The organism is Haloarcula sp. NS06 (genome assembly GCF_051122755.1).
In the GTDB taxonomy this organism is placed as follows: domain Archaea; phylum Halobacteriota; class Halobacteria; order Halobacteriales; family Haloarculaceae; genus Haloarcula.
This window is the reverse complement of the sequence record NZ_CP184844.1, coordinates 393859-419601: the sequence shown is the minus strand read 5'-3', so window position 1 is coordinate 419601 and position 25743 is coordinate 393859. Positions and strand designations below refer to the sequence as shown.

General features: G+C 60.6%; 27 protein-coding genes, 1 tRNA gene and 2 pseudogenes. 10 read left to right on the top strand and 20 right to left on the bottom strand.

The window, feature by feature from the left end; genetic code table 11:
- Positions 1 to 19: 19 nt before the first annotated feature.
- Positions 20 to 547, bottom strand: coding sequence for a GNAT family N-acetyltransferase (locus ACODNH_RS05870; protein ID WP_434531091.1), 528 nt, complete (start codon positions 545 to 547; stop codon positions 20 to 22).
- Between the two features lie 167 nt (positions 548 to 714).
- A complete protein-coding gene (locus ACODNH_RS05865) occupies positions 715 to 1485 on the bottom strand; it encodes a class I SAM-dependent methyltransferase (protein ID WP_434531090.1) in 771 nt (256 codons plus the stop codon).
- A 338-nt stretch (positions 1486 to 1823) separates the two neighbouring features.
- Here ACODNH_RS05865 and ACODNH_RS05860 point away from each other — a divergent pair, with 338 nt between their 5' ends.
- Both ACODNH_RS05860 and ACODNH_RS05855 read left to right on the top strand, forming a co-directional pair.
- Positions 1824 to 3242 (top strand): sulfatase-like hydrolase/transferase, encoded by a 1419-nt coding sequence (locus ACODNH_RS05860; RefSeq protein ID WP_434531089.1) that lies wholly within the window; start codon positions 1824 to 1826, stop codon positions 3240 to 3242.
- Positions 3243 to 3248: 6 nt separating this feature from the next.
- Positions 3249 to 3659, top strand: coding sequence for a GtrA family protein (locus ACODNH_RS05855; protein ID WP_306708313.1), 411 nt, complete (start codon positions 3249 to 3251; stop codon positions 3657 to 3659).
- Here ACODNH_RS05855 and ACODNH_RS05850 read toward each other — a convergent pair.
- Positions 3656 to 4603, bottom strand: a complete 948-nt coding sequence (locus ACODNH_RS05850) for an AAA family ATPase (protein WP_306708311.1) — start codon at positions 4601 to 4603, stop codon at positions 3656 to 3658. The two genes, ACODNH_RS05855 and ACODNH_RS05850, sit on opposite strands and share 4 nt — an antisense overlap.
- A gap of 85 nt (positions 4604 to 4688) precedes the next feature.
- On the opposite strand from ACODNH_RS05850, the gene ACODNH_RS05845 reads away from it, so the two are divergent.
- Positions 4689 to 4773: transfer RNA gene (locus tag ACODNH_RS05845), tRNA-Ser, on the top strand.
- Positions 4774 to 4908: 135 nt separating this feature from the next.
- Here ACODNH_RS05845 and ACODNH_RS05840 read toward each other — a convergent pair.
- From ACODNH_RS05840 to ACODNH_RS05815, 6 genes are all read right to left on the bottom strand, one after another.
- Positions 4909 to 5733 carry a PH domain-containing protein gene (locus ACODNH_RS05840; RefSeq protein ID WP_434531088.1) on the bottom strand — a complete coding sequence of 275 codons (825 nt, stop codon included), beginning with the start codon at positions 5731 to 5733 and terminating at the stop codon, positions 4909 to 4911.
- Positions 5734 to 5736: 3 nt separating this feature from the next.
- Complete coding sequence (locus tag ACODNH_RS05835) at positions 5737 to 6945, bottom strand: PH domain-containing protein (RefSeq protein WP_434531087.1); 1209 nt, start codon at positions 6943 to 6945, stop codon at positions 5737 to 5739.
- Positions 6946 to 8225: 1280 nt separating this feature from the next.
- Positions 8226 to 10082, bottom strand: coding sequence for a DUF2070 family protein (locus ACODNH_RS05830; protein ID WP_306708305.1), 1857 nt, complete (start codon positions 10080 to 10082; stop codon positions 8226 to 8228).
- A 55-nt stretch (positions 10083 to 10137) separates the two neighbouring features.
- Positions 10138 to 10707 (bottom strand): GMP synthase subunit A, encoded by a 570-nt coding sequence (locus ACODNH_RS05825; protein ID WP_434531086.1) that lies wholly within the window; start codon positions 10705 to 10707, stop codon positions 10138 to 10140.
- Between the two features lie 68 nt (positions 10708 to 10775).
- Positions 10776 to 11873: an ATP-binding protein gene (locus ACODNH_RS05820; RefSeq protein ID WP_434531085.1), complete on the bottom strand. Its 1098-nt coding sequence runs from the start codon at positions 11871 to 11873 to the stop codon at positions 10776 to 10778.
- 70 nt (positions 11874 to 11943) lie between these two features.
- On the bottom strand, positions 11944 to 12492 hold the full coding sequence (locus ACODNH_RS05815; protein ID WP_434531084.1) for a DUF7097 family protein: 549 nt from the start codon (positions 12490 to 12492) through the stop codon (positions 11944 to 11946).
- 82 nt (positions 12493 to 12574) lie between these two features.
- Between ACODNH_RS05815 and ACODNH_RS05810 the strand changes: the two genes are divergently transcribed.
- Both ACODNH_RS05810 and ACODNH_RS05805 read left to right on the top strand, forming a co-directional pair.
- A complete protein-coding gene (locus tag ACODNH_RS05810; RefSeq protein ID WP_306708297.1) occupies positions 12575 to 12922 on the top strand; it encodes a DUF192 domain-containing protein in 348 nt (115 codons plus the stop codon).
- Positions 12923 to 13115: 193 nt separating this feature from the next.
- The gene (locus ACODNH_RS05805; RefSeq protein WP_434531429.1) at positions 13116 to 14624 is read left to right on the top strand and encodes a (R)-citramalate synthase; all 1509 of its coding nucleotides are present in this window, start codon (positions 13116 to 13118) and stop codon (positions 14622 to 14624) included.
- A 72-nt stretch (positions 14625 to 14696) separates the two neighbouring features.
- Here ACODNH_RS05805 and ACODNH_RS05800 read toward each other — a convergent pair.
- The 6 genes and pseudogenes from ACODNH_RS05800 to ACODNH_RS05775 form a co-directional block, all read right to left on the bottom strand.
- A pseudogene (locus ACODNH_RS05800) lies at positions 14697 to 15664 on the bottom strand (terpene synthase family protein).
- Positions 15665 to 16091: 427 nt separating this feature from the next.
- A complete protein-coding gene (locus ACODNH_RS05795; protein WP_306708295.1) occupies positions 16092 to 16391 on the bottom strand; it encodes a HalOD1 output domain-containing protein in 300 nt (99 codons plus the stop codon).
- 99 nt (positions 16392 to 16490) lie between these two features.
- Positions 16491 to 17780 carry a bacterio-opsin activator domain-containing protein gene (locus ACODNH_RS05790; RefSeq protein WP_434531083.1) on the bottom strand — a complete coding sequence of 430 codons (1290 nt, stop codon included), beginning with the start codon at positions 17778 to 17780 and terminating at the stop codon, positions 16491 to 16493.
- Positions 17781 to 18217: 437 nt separating this feature from the next.
- Positions 18218 to 18841: pseudogene (locus tag ACODNH_RS05785) on the bottom strand (PAS domain-containing protein); the annotation flags it as partial.
- A 192-nt stretch (positions 18842 to 19033) separates the two neighbouring features.
- A complete protein-coding gene (locus ACODNH_RS05780; RefSeq protein WP_306708293.1) occupies positions 19034 to 19708 on the bottom strand; it encodes an HAD family hydrolase in 675 nt (224 codons plus the stop codon).
- 43 nt (positions 19709 to 19751) lie between these two features.
- Positions 19752 to 20213, bottom strand: coding sequence for a bifunctional nuclease family protein (locus ACODNH_RS05775; RefSeq protein ID WP_306708292.1), 462 nt, complete (start codon positions 20211 to 20213; stop codon positions 19752 to 19754).
- Positions 20214 to 20530: 317 nt separating this feature from the next.
- Here ACODNH_RS05775 and ACODNH_RS05770 point away from each other — a divergent pair, with 317 nt between their 5' ends.
- Both ACODNH_RS05770 and ACODNH_RS05765 read left to right on the top strand, forming a co-directional pair.
- On the top strand, positions 20531 to 21070 hold the full coding sequence (locus tag ACODNH_RS05770) for a hypothetical protein (protein WP_306708291.1): 540 nt from the start codon (positions 20531 to 20533) through the stop codon (positions 21068 to 21070).
- An 80-nt stretch (positions 21071 to 21150) separates the two neighbouring features.
- Positions 21151 to 21477 carry a hypothetical protein gene (locus ACODNH_RS05765; protein WP_306708289.1) on the top strand — a complete coding sequence of 109 codons (327 nt, stop codon included), beginning with the start codon at positions 21151 to 21153 and terminating at the stop codon, positions 21475 to 21477.
- A gap of 53 nt (positions 21478 to 21530) precedes the next feature.
- Here the strand turns inward: ACODNH_RS05765 and ACODNH_RS05760 are convergent, their stop codons facing one another.
- On the bottom strand, positions 21531 to 21767 hold the full coding sequence (locus ACODNH_RS05760; protein WP_306708287.1) for a DUF3194 domain-containing protein: 237 nt from the start codon (positions 21765 to 21767) through the stop codon (positions 21531 to 21533).
- Between the two features lie 4 nt (positions 21768 to 21771).
- Entirely contained in the window at positions 21772 to 22161 is a 390-nt protein-coding gene (locus tag ACODNH_RS05755) for a prefoldin subunit beta (RefSeq protein WP_306708285.1), read from the bottom strand.
- 205 nt (positions 22162 to 22366) lie between these two features.
- Between ACODNH_RS05755 and ACODNH_RS05750 the strand changes: the two genes are divergently transcribed.
- Positions 22367 to 22669: a hypothetical protein gene (locus ACODNH_RS05750; protein WP_306708283.1), complete on the top strand. Its 303-nt coding sequence runs from the start codon at positions 22367 to 22369 to the stop codon at positions 22667 to 22669.
- 13 nt (positions 22670 to 22682) lie between these two features.
- On the opposite strand, the gene ACODNH_RS05745 is transcribed toward ACODNH_RS05750, so the two are convergent.
- The 3 genes from ACODNH_RS05745 to ACODNH_RS05735 form a co-directional block, all read right to left on the bottom strand.
- Positions 22683 to 23000, bottom strand: coding sequence for a hypothetical protein (locus ACODNH_RS05745; protein WP_049919058.1), 318 nt, complete (start codon positions 22998 to 23000; stop codon positions 22683 to 22685).
- 129 nt (positions 23001 to 23129) lie between these two features.
- A complete protein-coding gene (locus ACODNH_RS05740; protein ID WP_306708279.1) occupies positions 23130 to 23639 on the bottom strand; it encodes a hypothetical protein in 510 nt (169 codons plus the stop codon).
- The gene (locus tag ACODNH_RS05735) at positions 23636 to 23938 is read right to left on the bottom strand and encodes a UPF0175 family protein (protein ID WP_004957605.1); all 303 of its coding nucleotides are present in this window, start codon (positions 23936 to 23938) and stop codon (positions 23636 to 23638) included. Before ACODNH_RS05735 ends, ACODNH_RS05740 begins: the two co-directional genes overlap by 4 nt.
- Positions 23939 to 24096: 158 nt before the next feature.
- Here ACODNH_RS05735 and ACODNH_RS05730 point away from each other — a divergent pair, with 158 nt between their 5' ends.
- Positions 24097 to 24933, top strand: a complete 837-nt coding sequence (locus tag ACODNH_RS05730; protein ID WP_306708277.1) for a pantoate kinase — start codon at positions 24097 to 24099, stop codon at positions 24931 to 24933.
- A gap of 61 nt (positions 24934 to 24994) precedes the next feature.
- Positions 24995 to 25723: a DUF2103 domain-containing protein gene (locus tag ACODNH_RS05725; RefSeq protein ID WP_306708275.1), complete on the top strand. Its 729-nt coding sequence runs from the start codon at positions 24995 to 24997 to the stop codon at positions 25721 to 25723.
- The last annotated feature ends 20 nt before the right edge of the window (positions 25724 to 25743 follow it).

The window sequence follows — 25743 nt, the reverse complement described above, 5'->3', positions numbered from 1 at the left end:
CGCCGACCCGGCGCTACAGTCAGAGCCGCTTTTCGAAATGAACGAGTTCGTACTCGCCCTGTGTTGACCGGTCTACCTCCTGATACCCTTCGTCACGGTAGAACGCGACCGCGGCGGGCTGGCTCTGTGATGTCGTCGCAAGCAGGACGTCGTATCCCTGCTCGGCCACTTGTTGTTCAACTTGGTGGAGGAGGCGACGACCGTAGCCACGCCGCTGTCGGGACGGAGCGACCCGCATTCGGTGGAGCTCGGCCGCGCCGGGGACGGTGCGCTCGTCCGCGTGGCCGACGTCATTCGGGAGGAACCCGCCCATCGCGGCCAGGCCGCCGTCGAACGTTTCCGGGAGTTCGTCGTCGGCAGTGGGAACGACGCCGACGAGAAACGCGCCGCCGCTGTCGAAATACCGCGTCTCGATGTTTTGCAGGTCCGACGTTCCGGGGATGTCGCTGGGGTCGTTGCCAGTCGCTCGTATCGCCCATTCGTGGAGACGCCAGACAGCGTCGGCGTCCCGGTCGTTGTAGGACCGAAATTGAATCTGGTCGGTCATCGAATACGTCCAAGATTGTCATTGTCGGAGAGGGGGTTTAATTGGCTCTGTTGAAACTCTCAAGCGGTGATACAAACGGCGCGGTGAATAGAGAGCTTGTAGTCAGCAATCATCCAGACGATCACACGTAAACATTGTACACCCCCTACAGAAGTCCGTTCATACGTTCACTCTGCAACGGCCCAGAAGCGAACGCTCCCCGGCACCTTCCACAGTAGTTCGGGGAGATCGCTATCGTTTCGATCATCGAGTGTGGTCTGGTGGTGCCGTGGTTCGAGAAGACGCTTGACGGTGAATCCGGCATCAACGAGAGAATTGTGAAGATCGGCAACCGTGTGATCAAAGGCGATCAAGTTCGCTTCATAGTCGTCGTTAATCGTGATTTCCCGCCGACCGGTGTCGTAGTAGCTGCGTTCGAAAATCTCTTTTTCGACATCCAGACTCTCGTGTATGGGGTGTGGCACGCTGAGGACGAAGATGCCGCCATCTCGGAGAACGCGGTGAACTTCTCGAAACGCCTCACCGAGATGCTTGATCATCTGGTAGACTGTCTCGGAAGACGCTACATCGAAGCTGTCGTCGGGGAGCGGGAGGTTCGTGATATCTCCTTTGAGAAACTGTGCATCAACGCCGTAGAAATCTCGCAACTGCCGTGCGTGCTGTAGTTGTTCGCCTGAGATATCCACTCCGACGACAGTTTCCGCACCAAGCTCAGCGGTCCCGACACTTGCTTGGCCGCCCCCACATCCTAGTTCGACGTAGTCCTTCTCTGCAACTGAATCAAGAATATCGGGTTGAGGCTCGCCCGGACCATCCGAACCGAATGGCGATGGCGCCGGCGGAAGCTCCCCATCCACGGTATTTGCGTTCCATAACGCTTGGAAATCATCGCTCCATTCGTTCCAGAGTTGCTGGTTTTCGTGTTTGTGTTCGGTCATCAGCCCTGTGTCTGGGTCATTCTAGTCGCCTTGTATCAATTGTTTCGTTAATTTCACTTTTCAGTCATTCTCTCATAGAACACTGCACGAGATATACCTCCCTGTATTCAGCCGCCTGCTGAGACCTATCGGCGTTTGAGGGTTTCACAAGGCTACTTAATTCTACCTTATCAGTGTATGGTTCTATTATACGCCTCTGAATTTATCCGGAACGTTCAGTATTCAGTGTCTGGTATAGGGGGTATGAGAAAACACGGTGGCACATGCTGGGTGCAACCCCCAGTCTGCGGACGCGATACGTCGGTAACATTGCGAGTGAGGGGGAAGGTGGGTCGGTTATGACAGCCCCAGCAACGAATAACGTGGTGCTAGTCACGGTTGACTCGCTTCGGGCTGACGCGCTGGGTGGCACTGACAGCGTCTCCCCTGTCATGGACTCGCTCGCCGAGTCGGGCGTCGTCTTCAAAAACGCCGTGGCACAGGGGAACTGGACGCCATTTTCGTTCCCTAGCATTCACGGATCGCGGCCGGTGTTCACTGAAACCGAAGACATCGGTCTGGCGTCGACACCAACGCTGGCCGAGCAGGTGTCCGATGCCGGCATCGAGACAGCTGGGTTTAACGCCGCAAACGGCTTTCTCACCGACCACTGGGGGTACGACCGCGGGTTCGACGAGTTCGAACCGTTCGTCGATAGCGGCGGCTACAGCAAGTACCTGGCAGCCCATCCGACGATTCAGGCATGGGTCCAACTGGGAACCTCGCCGTTCCGGCGCGCTGCGACCGTTCTCAGCGGCGGGTCGGACGAACGCCCCTTCGCCGATGTGTCCCGAATGGGTGACCTCGAAGACCACGCCACTGAGTTCTTGGAGTCGACCGACGGACCGTTCTTCCTGTGGGTCCACTACATGGACACGCACACGCCGTACGTCCCGGCCCCGCGGCATATCCGCGAGGTGTCGGACAACCACTTCGGTGTCCTCCGGATGCTCAGCTCCCACCTCCGAACCGGGCTGGGCTGGGAAGTCGACGACCGGACGCTCGAGACGCTCCGGACGCTGTACGAGGCGACGGTCCGGCAGGTCGACGCCAGTGTCGGTCGGCTCCTCGATACCCTTGAAACTGAAGGCCACCGCGACGACACTGCCGTCATCGTAGCCGGCGACCACGGCGAGGAATTCCTCGAACACGGCCATCTCGCCCACTACCCCAAGCTCTATCGGGAACTCATCGATGTTCCCTACATCGTCTCGACGCCAGAAAGCGAGCACCAGTCGGTCGAGACGCCGGTCGGCCTCGACACAATCGCGCCGACAGTGTGCGATCTGCTGTCGCTCACGCCGGCGGCGGAGTGGGACGGGGCCTCCGTCGCCCCGGCGGTCCACGGCACGGCTATCGAGGACCGCGGTCCCATCGTCTCCGCAGCGGTCCGAGGCGAAAGCGTGACCAGCCAGCCAATTCCACGGAGCCGTGCGGACGGGGAACTCCTCCTCAGCGCACGCGATGAGCGCTACACGTACATCGAATTCACAGAATCAGGCCACCAGGAACTGTACGACCGGACGAATGACCCCGAGGAACAGGTCGATCTGTGTTCGGACTCGACAGACGCCGACCCGCCTGCAACCGTCCTCGACCGCTTGTCGGATGCCGTCGCTGACCACCTCGCTACACTCGACAGCGACGGGACGGAGGCTGGAAACACCGAGGCATCCGACGAGATAACAGCACGATTAAAGGCACTCGGTTATCAGTAAGGCTGTATGGCGTCTGCTGTCGTCACACCGGCCCGGCGACAGCAACTCATCCGGTTTTTCCTCGTCGGTGTGTTTGCCGCGTCGGTTCAGCAAGCGCTCTTATGGTTGTTCAGCGATGTCGGTGGCCTGAATTACATTTTCGCAGCCGCTATCGCCATCGAATGTACGATTCTGCTACAGTACGCTCTCAACAACGCTTGGACGTTCCACCGGTCGCAGCATTCGAGCCTGCAGGAGTACGTACTCGGGTTAGGGAAAACAAACCTCGTCCGTGGGACGGCGATTCCGCTCCAATTGGGTCTCCTCTACGCGTTTGTTACCTGGGGCGGCGTCGTGCCGCTGGTCGGTAATGGCGGGGCCATTGTCATCACTGGCGTGTATCGGTATGCGCTTGACGCTCACTGGACGTGGGGTTAGACAGTCGGGACGGGAACCTCATCGAGGACGCTCTGGATGACGGTTCCCTTGTCGACTTGCTCGACGCGGGCATCAGGCGTTAATACGAGCCTGTGGGCCAGCACTGGCTGTGCGACCCGCTTGATATCGTCCGGCGCAACGTACTCTCGGCCGGTAATCGTCGCCATCGCTCGCGTCGCTTCGAACAGCCGCTGGGTCCCACGCGGTGAGACCCCCACATCCACGCGGTAGTCGTCTCTGGTCGCCCGGACGAGGTCAGCCATGTACTGCAGCAGGTCGTCGTCGACGGTAACCGTCTCCGGAACGCTCCGGAGTTCTTTGACTGATTCGGCATTGAGAACCGGTTCTACGGTCGGACTCTGTGTCGTTCGACCGGCACGCCGCCGGAGGAGTTCGACCTCGCCTTCGTCGTCAGGATAGCCGAGTGATGTCTTTGCCAGGAACCGGTCGACCTGTGCTTCGGGGAGTTCGAAGGTCCCCTCCATGTCGACTGGGTTCTGGGTGGCGATGACGAAGAACGGTTCGGGCAGGTCGTACGTGTCCCCGTCGACAGTGACCTGTCCTTCTTCCATCGCTTCGAGCAGCGCGGACTGGGTCTTTGGCGGTGCGCGGTTGATCTCGTCGGCCAACAGGACGTTGGCAAACACCGGTCCCTCGGTGAATTCGAAGCTCCGTGACTCCTCGTTGAAGATGTGTGTCCCCGTGATATCTGCTGGCAGGAGATCCGGCGTAAACTGGATGCGGGAGAAGGACAGCCCCAGCGCGGTTGCGACGCTGCGGGCGGTCAGCGTCTTCCCTGTGCCGGGCACGTCCTCAAGCAGGACGTGGCCCTTCGCGACGACTCCCAGCAGCACTGTCTCGAAGAAGCCGCGGTCAGCGATGACGGCACCCCCGATCTCATCGAGGATCTGACTCGACACCTCGCTTGCCTCGGTAGCATCCATAGCCTGTCATGTTACGGGTCGGATAAAGGGGTGTCGAGTCCGAAATCGAAACCCCTAAAGAGCAAACGGCGGTACTGAGGGATGAGCCGAGGTAGCCTAGCCTGGCCAAGGCGGTTGCTTCGAGAGCAACTGTCCTCACGGACTCAGGAGTTCAAATCTCCTCCTCGGCGCTACATCATTTGTCTACATCTGAACAGTACATAGGATTGCGTTCTGATCCGCACGCAGTGGAAGGACGCATCAGTTATCGCAGAAATCGCGTTGAGGGTGGACACGTCTTGTCAGGTCAGTCCAGCGACGAGTAGCTATCGCGGGCTCGCTCCGCTGTCAGACTGACTGGCTGCGTCCGACCCATTGTCCGTGGTATCGTCGGCGTCAGCAACTGTGGGCGAGTCCGACGTGCCGCCGGTCGCCCCAGTCGTCGCGGTCTGTCCCTCTTCGAACGGTACATCCCCATCTCGCTCCGGTGTGAGTTCAGAACGAACCAGATCACCGAATTCAGCGGGTTCGTACACTTGGTTGATGGAGATTGTCAGTCCACCGCTAGCACCGGATCGTACGGCAACGTTCCCCAGCCCGAACAGGGAGTCCCAGACAGAGCGGTATTCCTCAACACCGCGGACCTTCTGCAGTGGGACCTCGTTGCGGCGGAGCGAGACGAACCGGTACTCTTCAACGACTCGCTGATTCGTCAGGAAGTAGGTGGTGAGCGTGTTCTGCCAGTACCGATACAGTCCTCTGGAGAACAGGAATAGTCCGCCAGCGAGCACGAGTGTTGGCTGGTACAGCGGGCGTTGAGTGACGTACAGCAGGTAGCCACCGAGTCCGAGAATGGGGACAGCAATCCCGGCCTCTGCGAGCGCGTTTCGCTGTGCAGGCTTTCGGTCTTCGACGATGTGCTCGCCGTCGCGCAACTGCAACGCTTCAGGCGCGGCAACGGAGTGGACATACACCCCCATTCCGGTGATGAACAGACCGAACCCCATCGTGATGAGTCCAACCGAGGGCGGCGTCTCGGGTTGTGACGCGACCAGTGGGTACGTAGCGGCGAACCAGTAGAAGTAGATACCGGACGCAATCATCGGACCGCCAAAGATTGAGCCCCAGACAGCGGGAAGTCCTCGAGCCATCTGTCAGGCTCCCCTAGCCATTTCGTAGAGCATCGCAAAGACAGAACTGACTGTCCCGACGAGTGTCAACGTCATTTGATCAAGGGTCGTTCCCCCACATTCATTGAAAAAGCCCCGTTCACATGTCTCGCCGTCTGTTCCGGTGTCGTTGTCCGGTTGGCTCGCAAAGGTCGGTGTTTCTCGTGGTATTGGAGTCGCCGCTGTCTCCGTGGTACTTCCATGGACTGTGACATCGTGGCTGGCGAGGGACGTGTTCCCGACAGTGATAGACTGTGTGACGGGATGTGAAGTGAGTGGGAATACTGCTCGCTTGACCTTTGAGTACGCGACAGCAAACTCGACGGTCTGTCGTTCCCCCGCGGGGATCTCGATACTCCGCGTCGCGACAGTGGTCCCATTGATTCGGTAGACGAACTGGCCGTCGAACGCGGCTGTATCAACATTTCTGACAGTTACTGCGACTATGTGACGCTCGCCTTCGCGGACGTCTGTTGGAAACGTCGGCTCCTGAGCCGCGAGCGAGTCCGCACTCGCGCCAGATCCACTTTGCAGCTGGACGGCGTCACCGATGCTGGCTCCACCGGCGGTACTAATACTATGATCGTAGGTCCGGCCGCGCTTGACGCCTGTAGTCGCTGCCTCGATCCGGTCCGCGGTGACAGCAAACGCAACCTGCTGTCGCTCGCCGCCACCTACTGTGACAGTCTTTTCGGCGATAGGTTTCCCTGCGAAGCGGTAGGTTACCTCCCGTGTGACCGTCGTTTCACCGGGGTTCGAGACGGTCGCCAGTACGATAAACTGCCGGTCGTTCGGTGCCGTTACGGGATCTTGGAACCCGTTAATTGTCAGATCGATATCCGGCGTTATGCGCACATACCGTGGCACACCTTCTCCGGACTCATTGCGGACGCCGTGCACGTACGTCCCCGTATCGATCGATTCTGTACCAGTCATCCGTCCGTCAGCGGTCTGCTTGAAACGGAGTTCCTGCGACTCGCCGGCATCTAATACGACTGTTCGGTTGTTCACTGTCGCTTCGTTGAACCGGTATTCAATCCGCTCCGAGCGGACCTCCTCGGTGGGGTTTCGCACCATCGCTGTCACCGTGTACGTTTCTCCCGGGCGTACCCGGTCCGGCGCTGAGAGGTTCGCGATTGCAATTCCTGACGGTGCGTCGATGTGTGTTCTGGTGCTCTCCTCGGTCTCCTGCACCGTACGCGTGGACGTAGGTGTTGCTGTCTGTGTGGGAGCAGATGGCGTACTTCGTGTCGGCGACGCCGTGTGTGTGGGTGTTGGCGTTGGGGTATGTGCGGGTGTAGGTGTTGGCGTCGCAGTATGTGTGGGCGTAGGTGTTGGCGTCGCGGTATGTGTGGGTGTCGGTGTTGGGGTCGCCGTAGGTGTTGGTGTAGACGTCGCATTCGATGCTTCGGTCCGTGCTGGCGTCGTATTCTGTGACGTTCCAACCGATTGGGTTGGTGAGAGTCTCACTTGTTCGGCCGATACTGTGGGTCCAATCGTGGACCGCAAATCGTCACTGTCATGGGTTGCGGCCACACTTGCTGTTGCCAGCGGACTCAGTATCATCAAGGCACCGACGAGCAGGGCCAAGGAGACCACTGCTGGAGGGTACTCTGTATTGGGAAGCATATGCTGAAAGTATCGTATCTATATTAATTATCGTATTTTTAGATTACAGCGACTGTCACCAGTGATAGGCGGAATTTCAATGATGCGTTCGCTGTCATAGCTAATTGACTGGGCGGCAACCTCTAGATAGTATTTCATCGGCATAGATATGGCTGAGATGTCGGTATGAATAAACGTTTGCCCAGAACAATCAAATATGAGAAATGTCGACTGTTTCTGTTCGGAGCCAGCGGAAGGTACTCAGTATAAAGACGTCTGGACTGTCTCACTAACTGGAAAGAACGATCGGCGGTCAGTTGTCCCCGTCAGCGATACTGTAGCCATTAGAGGCAGTAACGTCGGAAAATACACTTTCAAACTAAAAGGAGAAAACAGAACGATTCTAATTATTGATAGCCCTATTCGAGTTTGTACTTATGTCAACCGCTGCTTCTAGTTGCGTATTTGTCATGACATACAGCATTATATAACAGGCCGGACTTTATATATACTGCTCGGTACTGTATCATTTACTATAGATACTTACTGTCACCTGAAAGAGAGCCATACAGCTGGCTGGCCTCACGCAGGCGCGAATGAATTGTGTCGGTTCATGACTGTGGATATTTATTTGTACCATCGTAGTATGAAATCTAACTATTTTTGAGTCTTCTCATAGGTAACAGACGTTGAAGTCCTTCAACGCAGGCATTCGAGTGAACCATTGGTCGGTTGTCCTCGATTTGATTATGTCAATAAGATATTAAGATGTGGTAAATGGTCATTATCTCTCCATCGGTTCTCTGACGGAACAACTCGCCGAGTGACAGCACTGGGTCTCAGACGGAATGTATCTGATCGACGACTCAGGTCAGCAGGAAAATCAGCACGCTAATCGTCATGACGACGAGAATAAACGCCGCGGCCAGCGCACCACCCATCGACACCATCGCGTTGGCAGTCGAGGCCAGCGTCTCGGTTCGGTCGTTACCAAACACTGTCACAGTCACCTGTTCGCTCGCCATCCCGGCTTCGACGGGTTCGAGATCGGCGACGGCTCTGTCGACGAGGTCCCCGATGAGCGCAATGATCTCTTTCTCGGGGATGGCCTGTCCGACCTGATTCTCGGCCTCGACAGTATTGACGATGTGGGTGTCGCTGGTCATCACTTCCATCATATCCACGCCTTCGGCAGCGTCGATGATGCGCTGGCGGAGGTCCGGTTCCATGTTGTTGCCGTCGATGAGCACGTACGCCGTCCGCTGGTTGTTGACCTCGAAGACACAAACGCGGATTCCGAGCGGGCCGATGCCATCCTCTGGCTCCCATGGGGTTTCGTCCCAGGCGATGCCACAGCTGAGTTGGCCAGTTTCAGCGTCCGTGAGCAGGCTTCCAAGCTGTCCAGCCCCGTGGAGCATGTCGAAGGACCGCTGACTGCCGGGGACGACGTGGCCGAGGTCGTCACCTTCGAGCCCGTCGTTGCAGTTGTGCGCGTCAACCAGAAGCACGTCGTCGAGTCCGTCGGCCCGTGCTTCCGACATTGCCGAGAGTCCCACGGCGTACTCCACGTCGTCGGCACAGCCCGGTGCGTACGTGTTCACGACGAGCGCGTCGGAGCCGAAGGCCTGTCCCGTCAGCGTGGCCTCGCCTTCGGTGACCCGGTGGCCTGCCGTCGCTTGGCCGTCGTACTCGATACGCTGGTACGCTGTCTCAGCCGTCGACAGGATCTTGTCGACTTCCCGTTCCGTGACGAGGTTGAAGTCGTGACCGGCGGTCGCGTGTGGCGGGAAGGCGAGGCCGTCGGCTGACTCGGCGACGCGTCTGGGGAGGTTCCCGCCGCCGATTTCACCCATCGGACCGGGGTGAATCATCGGCAGGACGAACCGGGCTTTCTCCTCGCCACTCGGCCGGCGGACCGATAGCAAGGTGACCGGAACGACTGCTTCTTCGCCGATATCCTCGAAGAACTCCTCCAGTTCGCGCGTCCCCTCCGCGATGTGGCCGATGAAACCCCGGAGGAAATCCAGCGCGGACACGCCGAGCGAGGAGCGCCACGGTTGGTCGATGACGACCAGAAACAGCCAGACCGCCAGCGCGTAGATGACACAGATAACCGCGAGAATGGTGAAATCCTGTGGGATAAACCCCTGTACCTGCGGCGGTACTTCTTCTGGGCGGGAAAGGTACTCCCGGAGCATCGGGTTATCGAGGATGAACGCGGTCGCCCCGCTGTATATTGCCAGCAACACGGCGGCCGTGACTGTCTGGACGCTCGCCGGAATCGCCGCTTTCAGGAGTGAATGCCGCGAGACAGCCATCAGTATCAGTAGCCGGAAGGCGAATATCGACGCCAGCGCGACCAGCAATACGTCGAAGACGAAATTCTGGCCGAGGCGGACAGTAAAGATGGCGATAACGCCGGCAATGGTCAGCATCGCGATTGTGATGAGCTCACAGATGACCGCAAGCAGGGTGGCCCGGTTCGGGGTTAGCTGTCCACCCAGCTGTCGGTCGACCCACGGCGTCACGGCACTGGCGATTGAGGTCGGCAGGCCGATGAGAAACACGCCCTGCCAGGCGTCATCAAGGATGAACCGCGAGTCGAACGCAACGATGCCGGTCATCGCCGCGATGACCAGCGCAAAGGCCAGGCTCGTATACCAGGTCGGAGCCCTGAAAATAAACCGCGAAAGGTTAGCGAGATTGCCCTGTGTCGCCGTCATTTTTGTATCACACCCTACGAGCGAATATAAAACCAGTTACATTCTTCCCCGACGGTTACTGGCGGGCGACAGACTGCTGGTCACAGACTGACAAGAAGTTCTCGAACACTTTCTCGCCCTCTTCGGTGTGGGCGACCTCCGGATGCCACTGGACGCCGTATATCGCCTCGTCCGTGTTGCTCATCGCCTCAACGCCACAAACGTCGGAGGTCGCAGTCCGCTCGAATCCGGGCGGTACTTCCTTCACTTCATCAGCGTGGCTCGCCCACACACGCGTTTCGGGATGCAGCGAGCCGAGAAGCGGGTCGTCCTCATCAAGGATGTCGACCGTTACGTCCGCGTAGCCGCCGTATTCGCCGCCGCCGACCCGGCCGCCGAGTTCGTCGGCGATGAGTTGCATTCCCAGACAGATACCGAGCACGGGCACGTCGAGGTCGAGGTACTCGGAACAGTTCCCGATATCGTCCATGTCCGGACCGCCTGAAAGGACGATGCCGTCGGCGTCGATCTCCTCGGGAGGTGTCGTGTTGTCCCTGAGCGAGACATCGACGCCCATGTCCCGGAGCGCGCGCTGCTCCAGGTGCGTGAACTGTCCGTGATTGTCGATTACGTCGATTTGGGTCATTACTGACGCGAAGGCCACGAAGGCGTATATATCTCCTGATGCGGTCGACGGGCCCTTTGTATCCGGCCTCAGGGCCACTCTCGAAGGGTCTGGCGAACCTCGTCGATGACTGTCGGGCCGCGCAGTTCCAGCGTCACGGTGTTGCCGTTGTCCGAGGTCGTGAGGTGTACTGCCCCGCCGTAACTCTCGACGATCCACGTCGTCAGCCACAGTCCGACTCCCTTTGAGTGACACAGTTGTGTCTCCACGCCGCTATTGAGGACATCCCGTTCGTGTTGTGGAATGGATGGACAGTTATCCCCGATATGAACGAACACGGTTCGATCGCGTTCTTCGACTGAAATATACAGTGTCGGGGTCTCTTCGCAGTGGACGACTGCGTTCTCGATAACGTTCCGGAACACGGTGTCGAGCATCCAATCGGCGTACACCCGCGACTGTTCAGGGAGGTCGAGTTCAACAGTGGCCTCCGGGTGCGACTGTGTGATCTTTTTTGCCTGTTCCCTGACGCATGGCACGAGGTCGATCGGCTCCTGTGCACGGCGGTCCGCATCGAACGCGAACTCTATCTGCCTCGCCTTCTCGGTGGTCTCGATGATGCCATCGATAGTCCCGCTCAACTGCTCGACATGTGCACGTGATTCGGGCCTGCCACGCTCTGCCGTCTCCCGCCGCAGTTCACCGAGGTGTCCGAGTGCGACGTTGAGGTCGTTCCGAAGGTCATGCCTGAACACTCGAAACAACACTTCGTTGCTCTGGGCGAGACGACGTCTGGACCGCCGGAGTTCCAGCAGCCACCCGAACAAAACCCCACCAAACCCGCCGACTGCGACCCCGCTTGCAAGTATCGACGGGATCATTGAGGACTGTGGGACTGGGGCGAGCAACACAACGATTTTGATGACGGTAAACAGCGCGATGCCAAGCCCGCACCACTCCGCCGCGGTCCATATCTGGTCGCCGGACAGTCCGCTCACCGGTAGCCAGTAGTTCGCCGCTACCAAGGCTAACGCCGGTGTCAACCCCACGCTGAGGATGACCACGTCTATCGGGGACGGCCGGACGATAGACATGCCGTGGGCGAGTAATGCGCCGGAAATCACGACGCCCGTTGCGACGACATATCCCGTCCCCAGCGACTGTTTCGTGAGCGCCGGAGGGGTCACCTTAGTAACTGGTTACGACGTGCCCACTTATCTGTGCGGCAGTAATTATCAGATGTGATATTTAGCACGTCTATGAGTCGTCGTAGCGGTCGGCCGCCGACTCGAAGCCCAGTTCGGATTGCTCCTTAGAGCGGCGTTGCTCACGCTGTGCGATGGCGTCTGGGTCTGGATTCGCGTCGTCGTCGAGTCGCGCCCACGATTGATGAATCTTCGCGTGACACCACCGGCAGAGAAGTACCGTTATTTCGTGTGAGAGCTCATCGCCGCCGTCGCGGTACGAGAGATGGTGTTCCTCCAGCAGCGGTCGGTCCGCAGAGTGGGCCATCCGCCGCTCTTCGAGTCCGCACCGAACACACTCCCGGTCGTGGTTCCGGGAGCGGAAATGCGGGCAGTCGGCCCAGTCCCACTCCGGCTCTGCGTCTGCATCCGCGTCGTCGGGCGTAATTGCTGCCGGACAGCGAAAGTCGTCGCCACTCCGGGCATTGGCGAATTCAGGGTCGTGATGACCGTGTTCGCGTGCCCAGCGACACTTCCCCTCGCCGGTAACGAAGTCACACCGCTGGACGTGATCGTACGGGTCATCAACGCCGACGGACGTCCCCCCGGGGGCCTTCTCCATACGATATAGTGAGTGGCCGTTGCCCCTCAAACCCTCCGCTCCGACAGAAGACTTTTTGCCTGCCTACGACCTCCGCGGTGGTATGCGGCTCGTTCACGACCCCGACGGCGCGGCACGCCCGCTGGCAACGGAGGTGGAGTACGCCGAGTCGATGCTCGAACAGGGCCGGGGGCTGATGTTCCGGTCATCGATTCCCGACGACTACGCGCTCGTCTTTCCATTCGACCACGCGAGCCGACAGTTCATCCATATGTTATTCGTCCGGTTCTCGCTCGATGTGCTCTGGCTCGTCGACGAAGAGGTCCAGGCCGTCGAAACCCTGCAACCCTGGCGCTCGGTCGGTTACGCGAACGCGGATACTGTCATCGAATTGCCCGGGGGTGCGGCGTCGGACGTTTCCGAAGGTGACACGGTCCGTCTGGAATCCTGAACACGACAGGCATGAGGTGTGGTAGTCAGTTCCGTCACCTTTTAGACCGTGAAGATTAGAGTAGACACCACTATGTCGGAACACCCGACGGAGGATAGAGGAAGTCGCCGCGAGGCGGCTGGCCGCGAAATTCGTGGCGCGTGATGGAGCATCTTCTGTGAGTCAGAACACATTGTTCGAGGGGCACCCAGCGATGCGTGCGCTCTCAGATGTCGGTGAGGTACAGTTTCTCGACACGACGCTACGTGATGGCGAGCAAGCCCCCGGCGTCTCGCTGACGCCGGATGACAAGGCCGATATCGCCCGCTCGCTCAATGCGGCGCGTATCGACGTCATCGAAGCCGGGAGCGCCTGTACCGGGCCCGGCGAGCGCGAGACGATTTCCCGTGTCGCGGGGCTTGACCTCGACAGCACTGTCACCAGCTTCTGTCGCGGTATCCAGAACGACATCGCCCTCGCGCTCGACTGTGGTGTCGACGGCATCAATCTCGTTGTTCCGGCCAGTGACAAGCACGTGGAGCAGAAGGTCGGCACCTCCAAGAGCGAAAACGTCGACAACACCGTCGAACTGGTGGAGTACGCCGTCGACCACGGGCTCTGGGTCGAGGTCATCGGCGAGGACGGTTCACGGGCCGATCTAGACTACCTCGAAGAATTGCTCGGCGCCGCCGTCGAAGCCGGCGCGGACCGCATCTGCTGGGCCGACACCGTCGGCCACGCGACGCCGGACCGCGCGCTCGAATGTGTCTCACGGCTCTCGGACCTCGGTCCGGTCAGCACGCACACCCACGATGATCTGGGGCTGGCAGTGACCAACGCCTTAGTCTCCATCGCAGCGGGTGCGGACCTCGTCCACGGAACGATAAACGGTATTGGCGAGCGTGCCGGCAACGTCGCTCTCGAAGAGGTCGCCATCGCGCTCGACCACGGCTACGGCGTCGAGTCGATGGACCTCACCGAAGTGTACGACCTCGCCCAGCTCATCGCCAATCGGACCGGCATTCCGCTGGCACCAAACAAGGCGGTTGTCGGCGAGAACGCCTTCACCCACGAGTCAGGCATCCACACCGACGGCACGCTCAAGGACGACTCGATGTACGAGCCGTACCCGCCGGAGAAGGTGGGCCGGGAACGCCGACTCGCGCTCGGTAAACACGCGGGCCGAGCCGGTGTCGAGGCCGCACTTGACGAACACGATGTCGAGGTTACCGATGACCAACTCTCAGAGATCGTCAGCCGCGTCAAGGAGATCGGCGACCGCGGTAAGCGCGTCACCGATGCCGACCTGCTGACCATCGCCGACGAGGTGACCGGCGACGCACGCGACCGCCGAGTCGAACTGCTCGGCCTGACCGCCGTTTCTGGCTCCGATACGCCGACAGCGAGCGTCCGACTTTCGGTCGACGGCGAGGAACGTAAGGAGGCAGCGGTCGGTTCCGGGCCGGTCGATGCCGCGATGAACGCCGCCGAGGTCGCCCTGTCACACACCGCCGATGCGACGCTCGAAGACTACCACGTCGACGCCATCACCGGCGGGACGGACGCGCTCGTTACGGTCGAAATCGAGATGTCACGCGGCGACGATCACGTCGTCGTCTCCGCCAGCGACTCGGACATCACACGGGCATCGGTGCGCGCAATGGTCGATGCGATGGACCGCCTCGTCGCCGACGACGAGGAACCGCTCGTCGCTGACGACTGACGGCACGGCAGGTACCTGCTTCACACACAGAATCAGTTCGCCCCTTTCTGCAGACCGCGAAACGCCGCTCTGTTACTTGTGTCCGCGGCTGGCTTCGTGGTACTGGAACACTGTTTCCATGCCCTGCACCAGCGCGTCAAGGTCGACACTATCCGTATCGAACTCGCGGTCACGCACGGACTGATAGATGTCGGCCCACCGGTCCCGGAACCGGGCCTCGAACTGTTCGGCTTTGATTTTGTCGATGAGTTCAGCTTTCCCGTCCGGGTTTTCCAGCTCTTCAGGTGTAACGAACCCTTCCTGAAGGGCCAACACGACGATTCCCGCGGTGTAGTCCCCTTCCTTGACCTCTCGTTCCCAGGTCGTGAGCCAGTTGCCAATACGAGCCATCTCCTGTAGGTCCCAGATGAGGTCCCGAACGGTGCCGTAGTCGGCGAGTTCGAATTCCGGCGAGTACATGAGGTCAACGGCCGCGTAGGGGAACATTACCATGTTATGCGCCCCATAGGTTTCGGCCCCACTGAGGTTCGCAATCCGTGGGTTCTCATTGACAACAGCGCTGTAGTCCATCGCATTTAGCGTCTGTCGCATATCGTAGGTGAAGACGTCGTAGAACTCTTCGACACGCGGTGCGTCAGTCAGCCCCCCTCGAACTCCCGCCACACACGCTCAATAAAGGAGAAATATTCCTCGCTTACCGCCGCACGGCTCGGGTCTACGGCTGACGGGTCTTGGACGAGTCGTCGGGCCTCTTCGAAGGTGTCTCGGTCTCCGTCGTTCTCGACGATGTCGTCCAGAATCGTGACGTACATCGTGAGTATCGTCTTCTGTGTCCGGACGTGGTCGGCGTGGTCCGGGTCGACAGAGGAGAGCGTAAACTCGGGGAATAGCGAGTAGATCCACTGCCAGAGGAACCGATCACGCTCGCCACAGACTCGTTCGTATTCATCTGCCAGTTCTGCAACCTGGTCCGGGAGGCTGGTTGTTCGAACCTCTTCGAGGAGGTCCTGTGCATCAACCGCCGGTGACTCAACACTCATTGTGACTGCCCCCCGACAGTTGCATCCTGAGTCTCGGTACCGTCGGTAGAATAATATCCGATTAACTGGTGTTTGGGTTGTTCTACTTCTTCAGATTGAACGGTCACTGCTTTTGCGCTTTTGCCCGACTGCGAGCCGGTTCCGATCAGTTGGTGTCCGCGGTCCATATATTCGAGAGGCGAAGTTGCGCTTATAGTGGTACTGACGCGTAGGATGTTAGTAGGATACTATTAACAAAGTGTTTACTCCGCTTTACTCCAAGTTACGTACCAGTTTTTCAATTGCTACCACAAAAGAAATATCTACTTACTGAAAAATAGCGGGGATCTGTGAGAGAGATGTAAAAATAAGGTGACAATACTACGTTTGCTGATGACAATACTTCTCTAAATGAAGTTACATAGCATCAGCAGAACAACCGCGCGAGTTACGCTTCGAGTTCGGTCGCCACTGGGCCGCCGCGGGACGGTGTCACCAGCACCGAACGGTTCCCTTCGACTTCGATACGACAGCCAGCCATACTGAACACGACCAGTCCGTCAGGACTCGGGGTGCCATCCGCCTCAGGACGGAACAGTCGATCCAGCGCATCAGGGTCGATACAGTCACTGATTCGGTCATCGAGATCAACGGGATCGACACCCAGCGTGTCGGCGACGGCGTGGACGATGGTTTCGCTCAGCGGTTCATTGGGTGTCGGTCTGTAGACCAGTTTTGCCTGGGACATGGTTCGTCGCTGTTTGTCCCTTGATCAGTGGTTCAAAAGGTGATTGTGGCTATACAGATACCGCCTGCCGGACTGGTCACTAATAGTATAGCGACGCTATCAGCTATCGCCGAACACGAGTTCGAGCAACTTTCGCTCGCTGACACGGAGGTGTCGGTTGACTGTCGGCTGTGACACGTCTAGACTGGCTGCGATCTCCTGACCAGTCGTCTCTCGCGGCCAGTCGAAAAAGCCACTCAGGTACGCCGTCTGGAGTACTTCGAACTGCCTGTCGGTGAGTTGCTCCTCCAGTGCCGACCGGACCGTCCCGTCTTGCTGCCCGTCGGACTGTGCGCCGTCACGGCGCGCGATCAGTGTGACGTTCGTGTAGCGCTCGCCAAACTGTTCGACGAACTGCCGGACATCGGTTTCACTCGAGACGACAACTGTCACCGTGAGTCCACCCGTCGATGTTCGGATCGATTTCAACCGCCCACCCTGCTCCAGTATGGTCTCCGCGACGGTCTGACCCGTCACGACGACCTCGTAAAGCCCGTCCAACTGGTCGGCCGAGATCGCTCTCGCGGTGTCGACACGAGCCATCGACACCATCTGTTCCTCGACGACAACCGGGTCGCAGTCCGAGATAGCGACGAAAAGGCGTATCGCCCCGTCGCTCCGCTGTACGGCCCCCTCACAGACGACCGGGACGCCGACCTGGTCTGCGAGGTGGGTCAGGAACGACTGCGGGGCCGACAGCGATAGTTCGAGTTCGACGGTCCCATCGCCGGCCCGCCGCTGTCGGGACTCGACCTCTCGTATCGCGTTTGCGATAGTCTCGCCGAGTTCGGCGAACACCTCCTGAAGCATCTCGTCGAACCCGTCTTCCTGCTGGGCATACACCGTCAAGACACCGTAGACGAAGTCGTCGTATTCGAGCGGGATACTGAGTGCTGACTGGAACTCTCGAGAGAGCGCCTCTGTCCGCCAATGGTCGCCTCGGAGGTTGTCCGCCACTGATGGGATGATAGTCATCGCCTCGGACTGTGCAGTCTGGACGGCCGGCGGCCCGCCCTCGCGTTCCAGCGACAGCGAAATAGCGTCCAGATAGCTGGCGGTGTCGCCCGCCCACGCTCTGGGAACGAGTTCCGTCGCGTCCTGTCGGCCGAGCCAGGCAAAGGAGAACCACTGGGATTCGGCCAACTGGTCACACACCGCCTGCTCAATCTCTTCAGTGGTCTCCGCCTCAACGAGCACTTGGTCGATCCGGCGAATGATTGCGTTGACCTGCTTGAGCCGGCGTAGCTCACGGTTTTGTTCGCGGCGCTCGGCCTCGCGTTCGCGGAGCGTCGTCTCGCGGTCGACACGAGCGAGCGCGGCTTCGGCGCTGGCGGCGAGCAAGTCCACCATCTCCCGGGTTCTGGCGTCGCTGTGTTGCTCGCCCAGTTCGATGTAGAACACGCCGTGGTCTTCGAGTGGGAGGCAGAGCCGCGTTGCGTCCGCCGCGACCGGTCCCGCACCGAGGTCGATGCTCTCGCCGGGGGAACTTCGACAGCGCTGTCCTGCACGAACACGTCCCACACTGCGCTCTCGCCCGGACCGATAGACGCGGCTCTGTCCTTCTCGGTATCGCCGACGCTGCGAAGGGTGTTGTCGCTTCGGTCGAACAGGTAGATCGCCACATCGGGGAGCTCCAGTACGTCGACGGCTGTGTCGAGTATCTGCTCGGCCACGGCCGTCTTGGTTTCCGTGTGGAGCAGTTTTCTGGTTGACTCGTGCAGCGCCGCGAGCGTCTCCTCGAACCGCTTCCGGTCAGAGATATCCCGAACGACGCCGACCTGCCGGTAGCTCCCGTCCTCGCGGTCGTACGTCGTGAACTTGGTTTCGATCGGAAACGTGTCTCCGTCAGCGGTTCTGAGATCCGTAGTCAGTGTCCCGACATCGCGTTCGCCCTCGATGAACTGCCGCGACATCTCCGCGGCCTCCTCGATGACGGATTCGTCTGCCAGTAGCGTCGCGTTCGACCCGACCAGCGTGTCCTTATCATAGCCGGTCATCGACTCGACGGCACTGTTGACCGTCTGCATCGTGAACGCCTCGTCAAGTGTGTAGATGCCGTCCTCGATGGTCTCAACGATCCGTTCGTACTGTTCGAGCATCTCCGTTCGCTCATGGCGTTCGGTGATATCGTGGACGATTCCCAGATACAATTCCTCACCGTCCCACTGCTGGGGCTCGAAGGCGATTTCGACCCACCGCTCCGTGTCGCCGGCAGAACACGACGACGTTAGCGGTGTTCCTGGTGACTGACTGCAGTGGGCTCTGAGGTCAACGCCATCCAGACCCGGGAAGAACGTACCTATCTGGCTTCCAAACACGTCCGATGGGTCCGAGTCGAGGAGGCCACAGAGGTGGTCGTTCCCGGTCCGTATCTCCCCGTCTGCGGCGGAAACGACCACCGGCTCGGGCATTCGCGCGGCAAGCGTCTCCAACAGCACAGGGGGCGACTGCTGTGCCGGTGTGTCACGTGCCGCTTGTTCGTTCTCATCCGTTCCACCGACCGGCTTCTCCATACCGTTTCACGGCACTTGCCATGGGAAAGGTTGCTTTCAGTATACGTACCAGAAAACGAAGAGTGTGTATCCATTAGGTCCGGATACGGCTCAATCGCTCCCGCTGCGTCCACTGGCGAGCTGAACCACGTCTTCGAGGCCAGACACGTCGTGGTCCGGTGTCACGTCGAGTTGCGTGTCAACACGGTGTGGTCGACGAATAAACGCCGAGTCGATCCCGGCCCGATGTGCCGCCTCGATGTCGGATTCGTTGTCGCCGACAAACAGGGCATTGCTGACGTTGAGGTCGTCCATCGCCCGCTCGATGTAGTACGGCCGCGGTTTCTTCCGCCGGAGGCTCTCGACTGTCGGCTCGCGCGCCCAGACGGTGTCGAAGTGGTGGCCGATATCAAAGTGCTCAAAGGCGAAGGAGACGGTATCGCGCTGATTCGAGGAAACCACACCTAGCGGACAGTCCAGTCGGTCGAGGACAGATACGTCGGCGTAGGGCTGTTTCTCTCCGGCTCGAATAAGCGCCCGCTGGACCGCGGTCAGGGCCTCGTCACGAACTCGGAAGAACCGCTTGGGGTCGATATCGTATTGCGTACAGATTTCGGTGAGTTCGGGCACTGTCACGCCGATACTCATCGCCTCGACGTGGGCTGTCGACGGTGAGACTACCCCCAGTTCCTCGAACGCCTGGCGCGCGCCGACGTAGTGTGCATCCATGTCCGTCAGTGTCAGCAACACGCCGTCGTTGTCGAAGATGACCGATTTGTACCCCATCACCTACTTTTAGAGCGGATAGACGCAGAAAGGTTTCGCGTCCTCACAGTCCGAGATCCTCACTGCTGCTCCCGCCCTGATCGAACTGCTCCGGCGATCGTCCGGCCTCGTCGATAACATCGTCTGTCACGACGACCGGACAGTCTACCCGGAGGGCAATCGCGATGGCATCCGAAGGACGGGCGTCAAACACCATGTCCTTGCGCCGGTCGTCGGTGTACTGCTCCGCATCGATCTTCCCGTAGAAGGTCCCGTCGGCCAGATCGTCGATACGGACCCGGTCGATGGCTCCCCCGAACTCCGTCACCATCTCGACCAACAGATCGTGGGTGAGCGGGCGCTCGAAGGGCTCGCCGTCGATCGCCAGTTGCATCGACTGGGCCTGATCCGTGCTGACGAAGATAGGGATGATCTCCTCGCGTGCACGGAGCAAAACGACCGGCGTACCGCCCCCTTCCTCGTTGACACCGACGCCGACCCCTTCGACCGTGGCATCGTGTTCCATGAACCAGTGTTGGGCTCGCGGGTATGAAAAGCTACCCCGGCGGCGGTTTCAGTGACCTGTCCCGTGCGCTCTCGTCTAGCCGATACCGGCTATGTCTTCGTTGACCGGACCGGCCGCACGACGCGCGTACCAGTCATCACACTTGGCAGTCTGGTCTCGGCACGATAGTGTGGCAAGGAGCCACTGAACCGGGATTAATCCGAATTAAAACAGACGATAGAACAGCCAATTCGGACACATTCGCCTTAATTCGCCTTTTCTGCTTTCCCCCTTCATATGCCATCGGGCCAGAGAGCCAAGCGGAGGCAACGATCACAATGAAACTCACTACGATTGCCGGCGGCCTGCTTGCTGTGCTCGTCATCACGGGCTCGGCGGCGGCACTCCCCGGCGCAGCAGGCGCACAGGCTGATGACCACGCGGACAATGCACAGGCAGACAACGCTGCCGAACAGGCAGCGAACGAAACAGCGAGCGCTGACAAGAACACGTCGAACGGCGCCGCCGAGGCGGCTGACCGTCGTAGCCCGCCCGCTGACGCCGGCCAGGCAGGCGACCAGCGCGGCCCGCCGTCGGACCTCCCCGAACAGGTCCCTGACTTCGTCAGCGAGATTCACACGCTCATCGGACAGAAGCAAGCCGGCGAGCTCATGGGTGACCTGGGCGCACAGATCAGCGACCTGACCCCTGGTGACGAGAGTGACGCGGCCGAAAACGAGACCGAATCGGCATCTGAGAGCGGTGGCACGGACGACGCTGACGAGGAACCGACTGACGACGCGGATGCAGACGCGGACTCCACTGACGAGACGAATGTGGACGACGAACAGTCCACTGACGACGACAGCGACGCGTAATCTCCCCCTGACCTGACGGCTCTCCACCCGCCGAGTGACCAAGCGCGGTTTTTTTGCTTGCTGAACTCCGAGTAATGCGTATGGATGACACCGCCGAGTCCAGCGTCCATGCTGGCGACGGAACTGGTGACCGCACGACAGCGGATCTACTTGCGGGTGACGAGGACTCGTCGGCGTCGGAATCGTCGGGCGAGATGAACCGGAAGCGCGCCCTCCTGTTCGTCTCTCCGTTTCTCGCTATCGGGCTGTTCGATCTGGCCCTCCTACTTGGCTGGGGACTGGACCCGCTATGGGGGTTCATGATTCTCCCACCGATACTGTTCGTCTCAGTGCTCGGCTGGATCGCGTTCCGAACCGGCTTCGCGAGCGATCGGACCGGGGACCCAGCTGTTGATAGCCACGACTGACGGTTCGCGGCGCCGGTAGAACACCGAGTGACTGCCCGCTCCGTTGCGGGTGCCTATGCTTCGAACAGGTCGTCGACGGCGGCCCGTGCGGCAAGGGCAGCGTCGTCCGCGACCTGTGCCTCGTCCTGACGACTGTCGGGCGCGTTGACGTACACGTCGACGTCCAGTACGCCGTCTTCGAAAGTGACAGTCACGTCGAGGTCCTCGACCGCGCTGACATCGTATCGCGAGAAGACAACGTCTTCGGCAGCGGCTGAGGCTGTCTCGACGACCTCATCGTCTGTCGGCATCGCCTTATGCGCCGCCAGCGCCGGGGCCGCCGGCCGGACCCGCGCCGCCTGCGCCGCCGAGCATCTGCTGGAGCTCGCTCTGGAGCTCTTCGAACTGCTCCTGCACGCGCTCTTCCTGCTTCTGGAGCGTCTCGACGCGGACTTCGAGGCTGTTGACCTTCTCTTCGAGGTCGTCCTGTGCCTCGTCGAACTCGGTCTTCACGAGGAGTTCACCGACCTCGCGGTACATGGTCGAGTCCTCGTCGATGTCGTCGAGCTCGTCCAGCGCCGTCTGGGACTCTTGGAGCTCCGTCTCGGCCTGCTGTTTCTGTGCGGCGACCTGCTGTGCTGTCTCTTGAAGATCCTGCAGTTCCTCGAGCTTCTCCTGTGCTTCAGGCGGAAGATTACCCTGCATACCTCCAGAGTTGGGAGCCGGAGTGTTAAACCCATGCATCTAGTTCCGAACGCGGGTGGCGGCACTCCGGCTATCTCAGGGTCCGAAACGTCCGATATCAGCGTATACCGTCCGAATTGGTGGGAAGAGTCAGATCCATGCACCGATAGTAGAATGATGGGATATTCGGCGTAACACGTTTGCGTCTCACAGACTATACTACGGTATGTCGCACCCGTCACCGGAGACAGCCGCTGACCCGGAAGAGTTGGTCGCTGCGCTACCGGACCCGCCGGCACCGTGGCAGCGAAACGACGCCAACGGCGGCATCGTCGAGTATCGGATTCCGGACGACGACGGCGTCTGTGCTGCAGCCAAACTTGTCGTTCGCCCTGAGCTCTTCGACGATAGCATGGTCCGAATCGACAGAAAACAGGGCTGCAAGGATGTCGGAACGGGAAGACATCCAGATGTTGAGAGCGCTGTCGACGTTGTTTCGACAGAGCTCTCCGCTGCGGTCGGTAAGTAGCTGTCGCGGCCGTCTATGCTGGCCCGTCGGCCAGCCCGGCGACCGTGACGTACAGTCCGAACGTCGAGATGACTGTTCCGGCGAGCTGTGTTCCCGCAGTCGCGAGAAAGCCGACATCGGTGTACAACAACGGGGCAAGCATGAACCAGCCGCCGAAAATCGTGGTCAGGACGGCCGGTGGTAAACTCGGCTCGCCGGTCACGCGAAGCAGCTGGAGGTTTCGCACGGTGAAGACGAGTCCGAGAAGCCCGCTTGAAGTCACACTACCGGTAAACGCCGCGGATGACCCGACGACAATCGGGAGCAGTGCTCCGACGAGACAGCCCAGCACGCAGACGGCAGCCGAGGCCACGAGAAACTGAGGCGCGGGTTGTTCTGACACGGCAGAGAGTACGGACCGTGTTTATTAGTCCCTTACCCCAGCACAGATGGGCCGACGCCAGCGCGTCTTCAATTGGCGCTATGCGACCTCGCCAACCGCCCGCTCACGCAACTCCCCCGTCAGGTGCATCCCATGCTGGTCGATACGCCTGACAATCCGCTTTGCCTGGGTCGGCTTGAGATATTTGTCCTCGATGGCGGCCCGGACCACGACGCCGAAACTGCTCGTCACTTCAGCCCCCAGCCCCTGCGCCATCCGGCGAACGGTGCGGTCCTCGGAGACGACAGCCACGGCGGAGCGGTCGTCGCTGTCGCGGTGGGCTAACACGCCGGCAAGCACCGTCACGGCGGGTCCGAGGTCGGAATCGCCGAGCAGGGACCTGGCCTGGTCGACGTGGGCCTCGTCAACGTCGGTGTCGATGCCGTTCTCGCGGTATTCGGTCAGGTTCGTCGCAGTCGGTTCGACCTGCACCTCGTTGATGACTGGCTCCGGAATGACGATATCGCCGTCGAAGGCGTCCAGCAGCGACAGCTCCCCTACCTGGCCAAGCGAGTACAGCGCCGTCGGCCCGACGTAGATACGGGTCATAGCTCCGCGGCTGTGTCAGCATCGAGCTCCAGATCAGAGAGTTCGAGCTGTGTCGTCAGGTTTCGCTCGCGGGCCACGTCGAGCCACTCGGCGATGGAGAGGTCCGCAAGCTGTGCGGCTTCGGCCGCCGACACGTCACCGGACTGGTACTGCTCGACGGCGACGCGGAGCCGGAGCGTCTCCAGTCCCTCCCGGAGTGCCTTCCGAATCGTGGTCGACCGGTCCTCAGAGAGCAACTCAGCGACGTCGTCCAGTTCGGCTTTCTCTTCGCTCGGGAGCCGCGCGCTTATCGTCGGCATGTTTGCACAGTCATCCGCCGTAAACACACATCAAACTACGGGTCGGAGAACCGCCTGTCGGTCTTCTGAAACTCTGCGTGGAGCGAACGGCCGCCAGCCAGCGTGGCCGGAGCGGGCGACCACCAATCCTTAACGCCAGTGGGTCCCACGGAGAGGCAATGAGCGACGAAGCACACGCGTTCGTCCCCGGCCACATCACGGGATTTTTTACCGTTGACCGGGGCGATGACCCGATCGAGACCGGCTCTCGCGGCGGCGGGCTGGCCCTGTCTGACGGCGTTTCTGTTACCGTCAGCCGCGGGGCTGAGACCAAGGTAACGCTGAACGACGAGCCGATTGAGGTGGAGGCCGTCGAGCGAGTGCTTGACGCCCTGCGAACCACGGCGACTGTCACTGCCGAAACGCCGCTCCCGCTCGGGTCCGGCTTCGGCGTCTCCGGCGGACTGGCGCTTGGTACTGCGCTGGCGGCCAACGCCGTCTTCGGCCACGGACTCTCGTACAACGAACTGGTGACCATCGCCCATGGTGCAGAGGTCCAGTCCGGCTCGGGCCTCGGCGATGTCGTCGGACAGGCCCGCGGTGGCGTGCCGCTCCGCCTCGAACCCGGCGGACCGCAGTTCAACTACCTCGATGCCATCCCGGCTCGCAGCCGCATCGAGTACGTCACGCTCGGCGAGCTATCGACGGCGGACGTGGTCGGCGGCGACACGGAGACGTTGACGGCCGCCGGCGAGCGCGCGCTCTCGACCGTGGTCAAAGAGCCGAAACTCCCGACGTTTGTGCAGGCCGCCCGGCAGTTCTCCCGCGAGGCGAACCTGCTGACTCCGGAGGTGAAAGGCGTTATCGACGACGTGGCCGAAGCCGGCGGCGACGCCGCGATGGCGATGCTCGGTGAGACGGTGTTCGCGCTCGGGACTGGCCTCTCCGACGCCGGCTACGACGCTGCTGTCTGTGCCATCTATCCGCCGGGCGCGACCATCGAAGACGAGGGCTGAGTTTATGACTGCGTAAGATGTGAACCGTCCTCCTTATCAGCGCGGGCCCGTAGCCACAGCTATGGACTGTCGGCAGTGTGCCACGCCGCTTGACCGACCGGGCGACTACTGCCTGGTCTGTCACACTGCCAATACGGACGCTGTCGTCCTCGAACTCGACCGTGAGCGGGCGACGGTGACTTCGCTGCTGGACGGGGCAGCCGTCGGCCAGCGGACGGTGACGACGACGCCCGAGGGCGATGGGAGCGACGAAACAGTTGTCGTCGAACTCCGCAACTTCGCCGGCCTCGTCGCGGATGAGGTCCGACGTAAACGGCCCGAAGAGGTGTACGTCACGGGTGACCGCGATGTCATCGCCGCCGTCCGCCCCCAACTGCACTACGAGTTCTTCCGCGTTGAGGGCGACGACCCGGTTCAGCGAGTCATCGACCGGCAGGGCGAGCCCGCGCTCGAAGTGGTCGACGCCGCGCCGGCGGAGAAACTGGGCGGGAGCCATTCGACGCTCATCGGTGGCCGGTCGGGCCAGCGTGTCATCCAGACCGTCGCCGGCCACCCCCACGTCAAGAAAGTCATCCCTGGCCCCATCGACGCCGGCGGCGCGAGTTCGCCGACGGGCGTCCGGGCGAAGGCGACCCGCGCCGACGCCAACGGCAACGTCCGGGTACTCATCCGCGACGGCTCTAGCGTGCAGGAGAACCGCGTCGTCACGACGGCTGGCGACCGCGAACTCGGTGAACACGTCCGAGCCGACCTGAACGAGGCGCTCAAGGAAGCCGAGCTGCAGGAGTAGCCGGCCAGTAGCTCGACTAT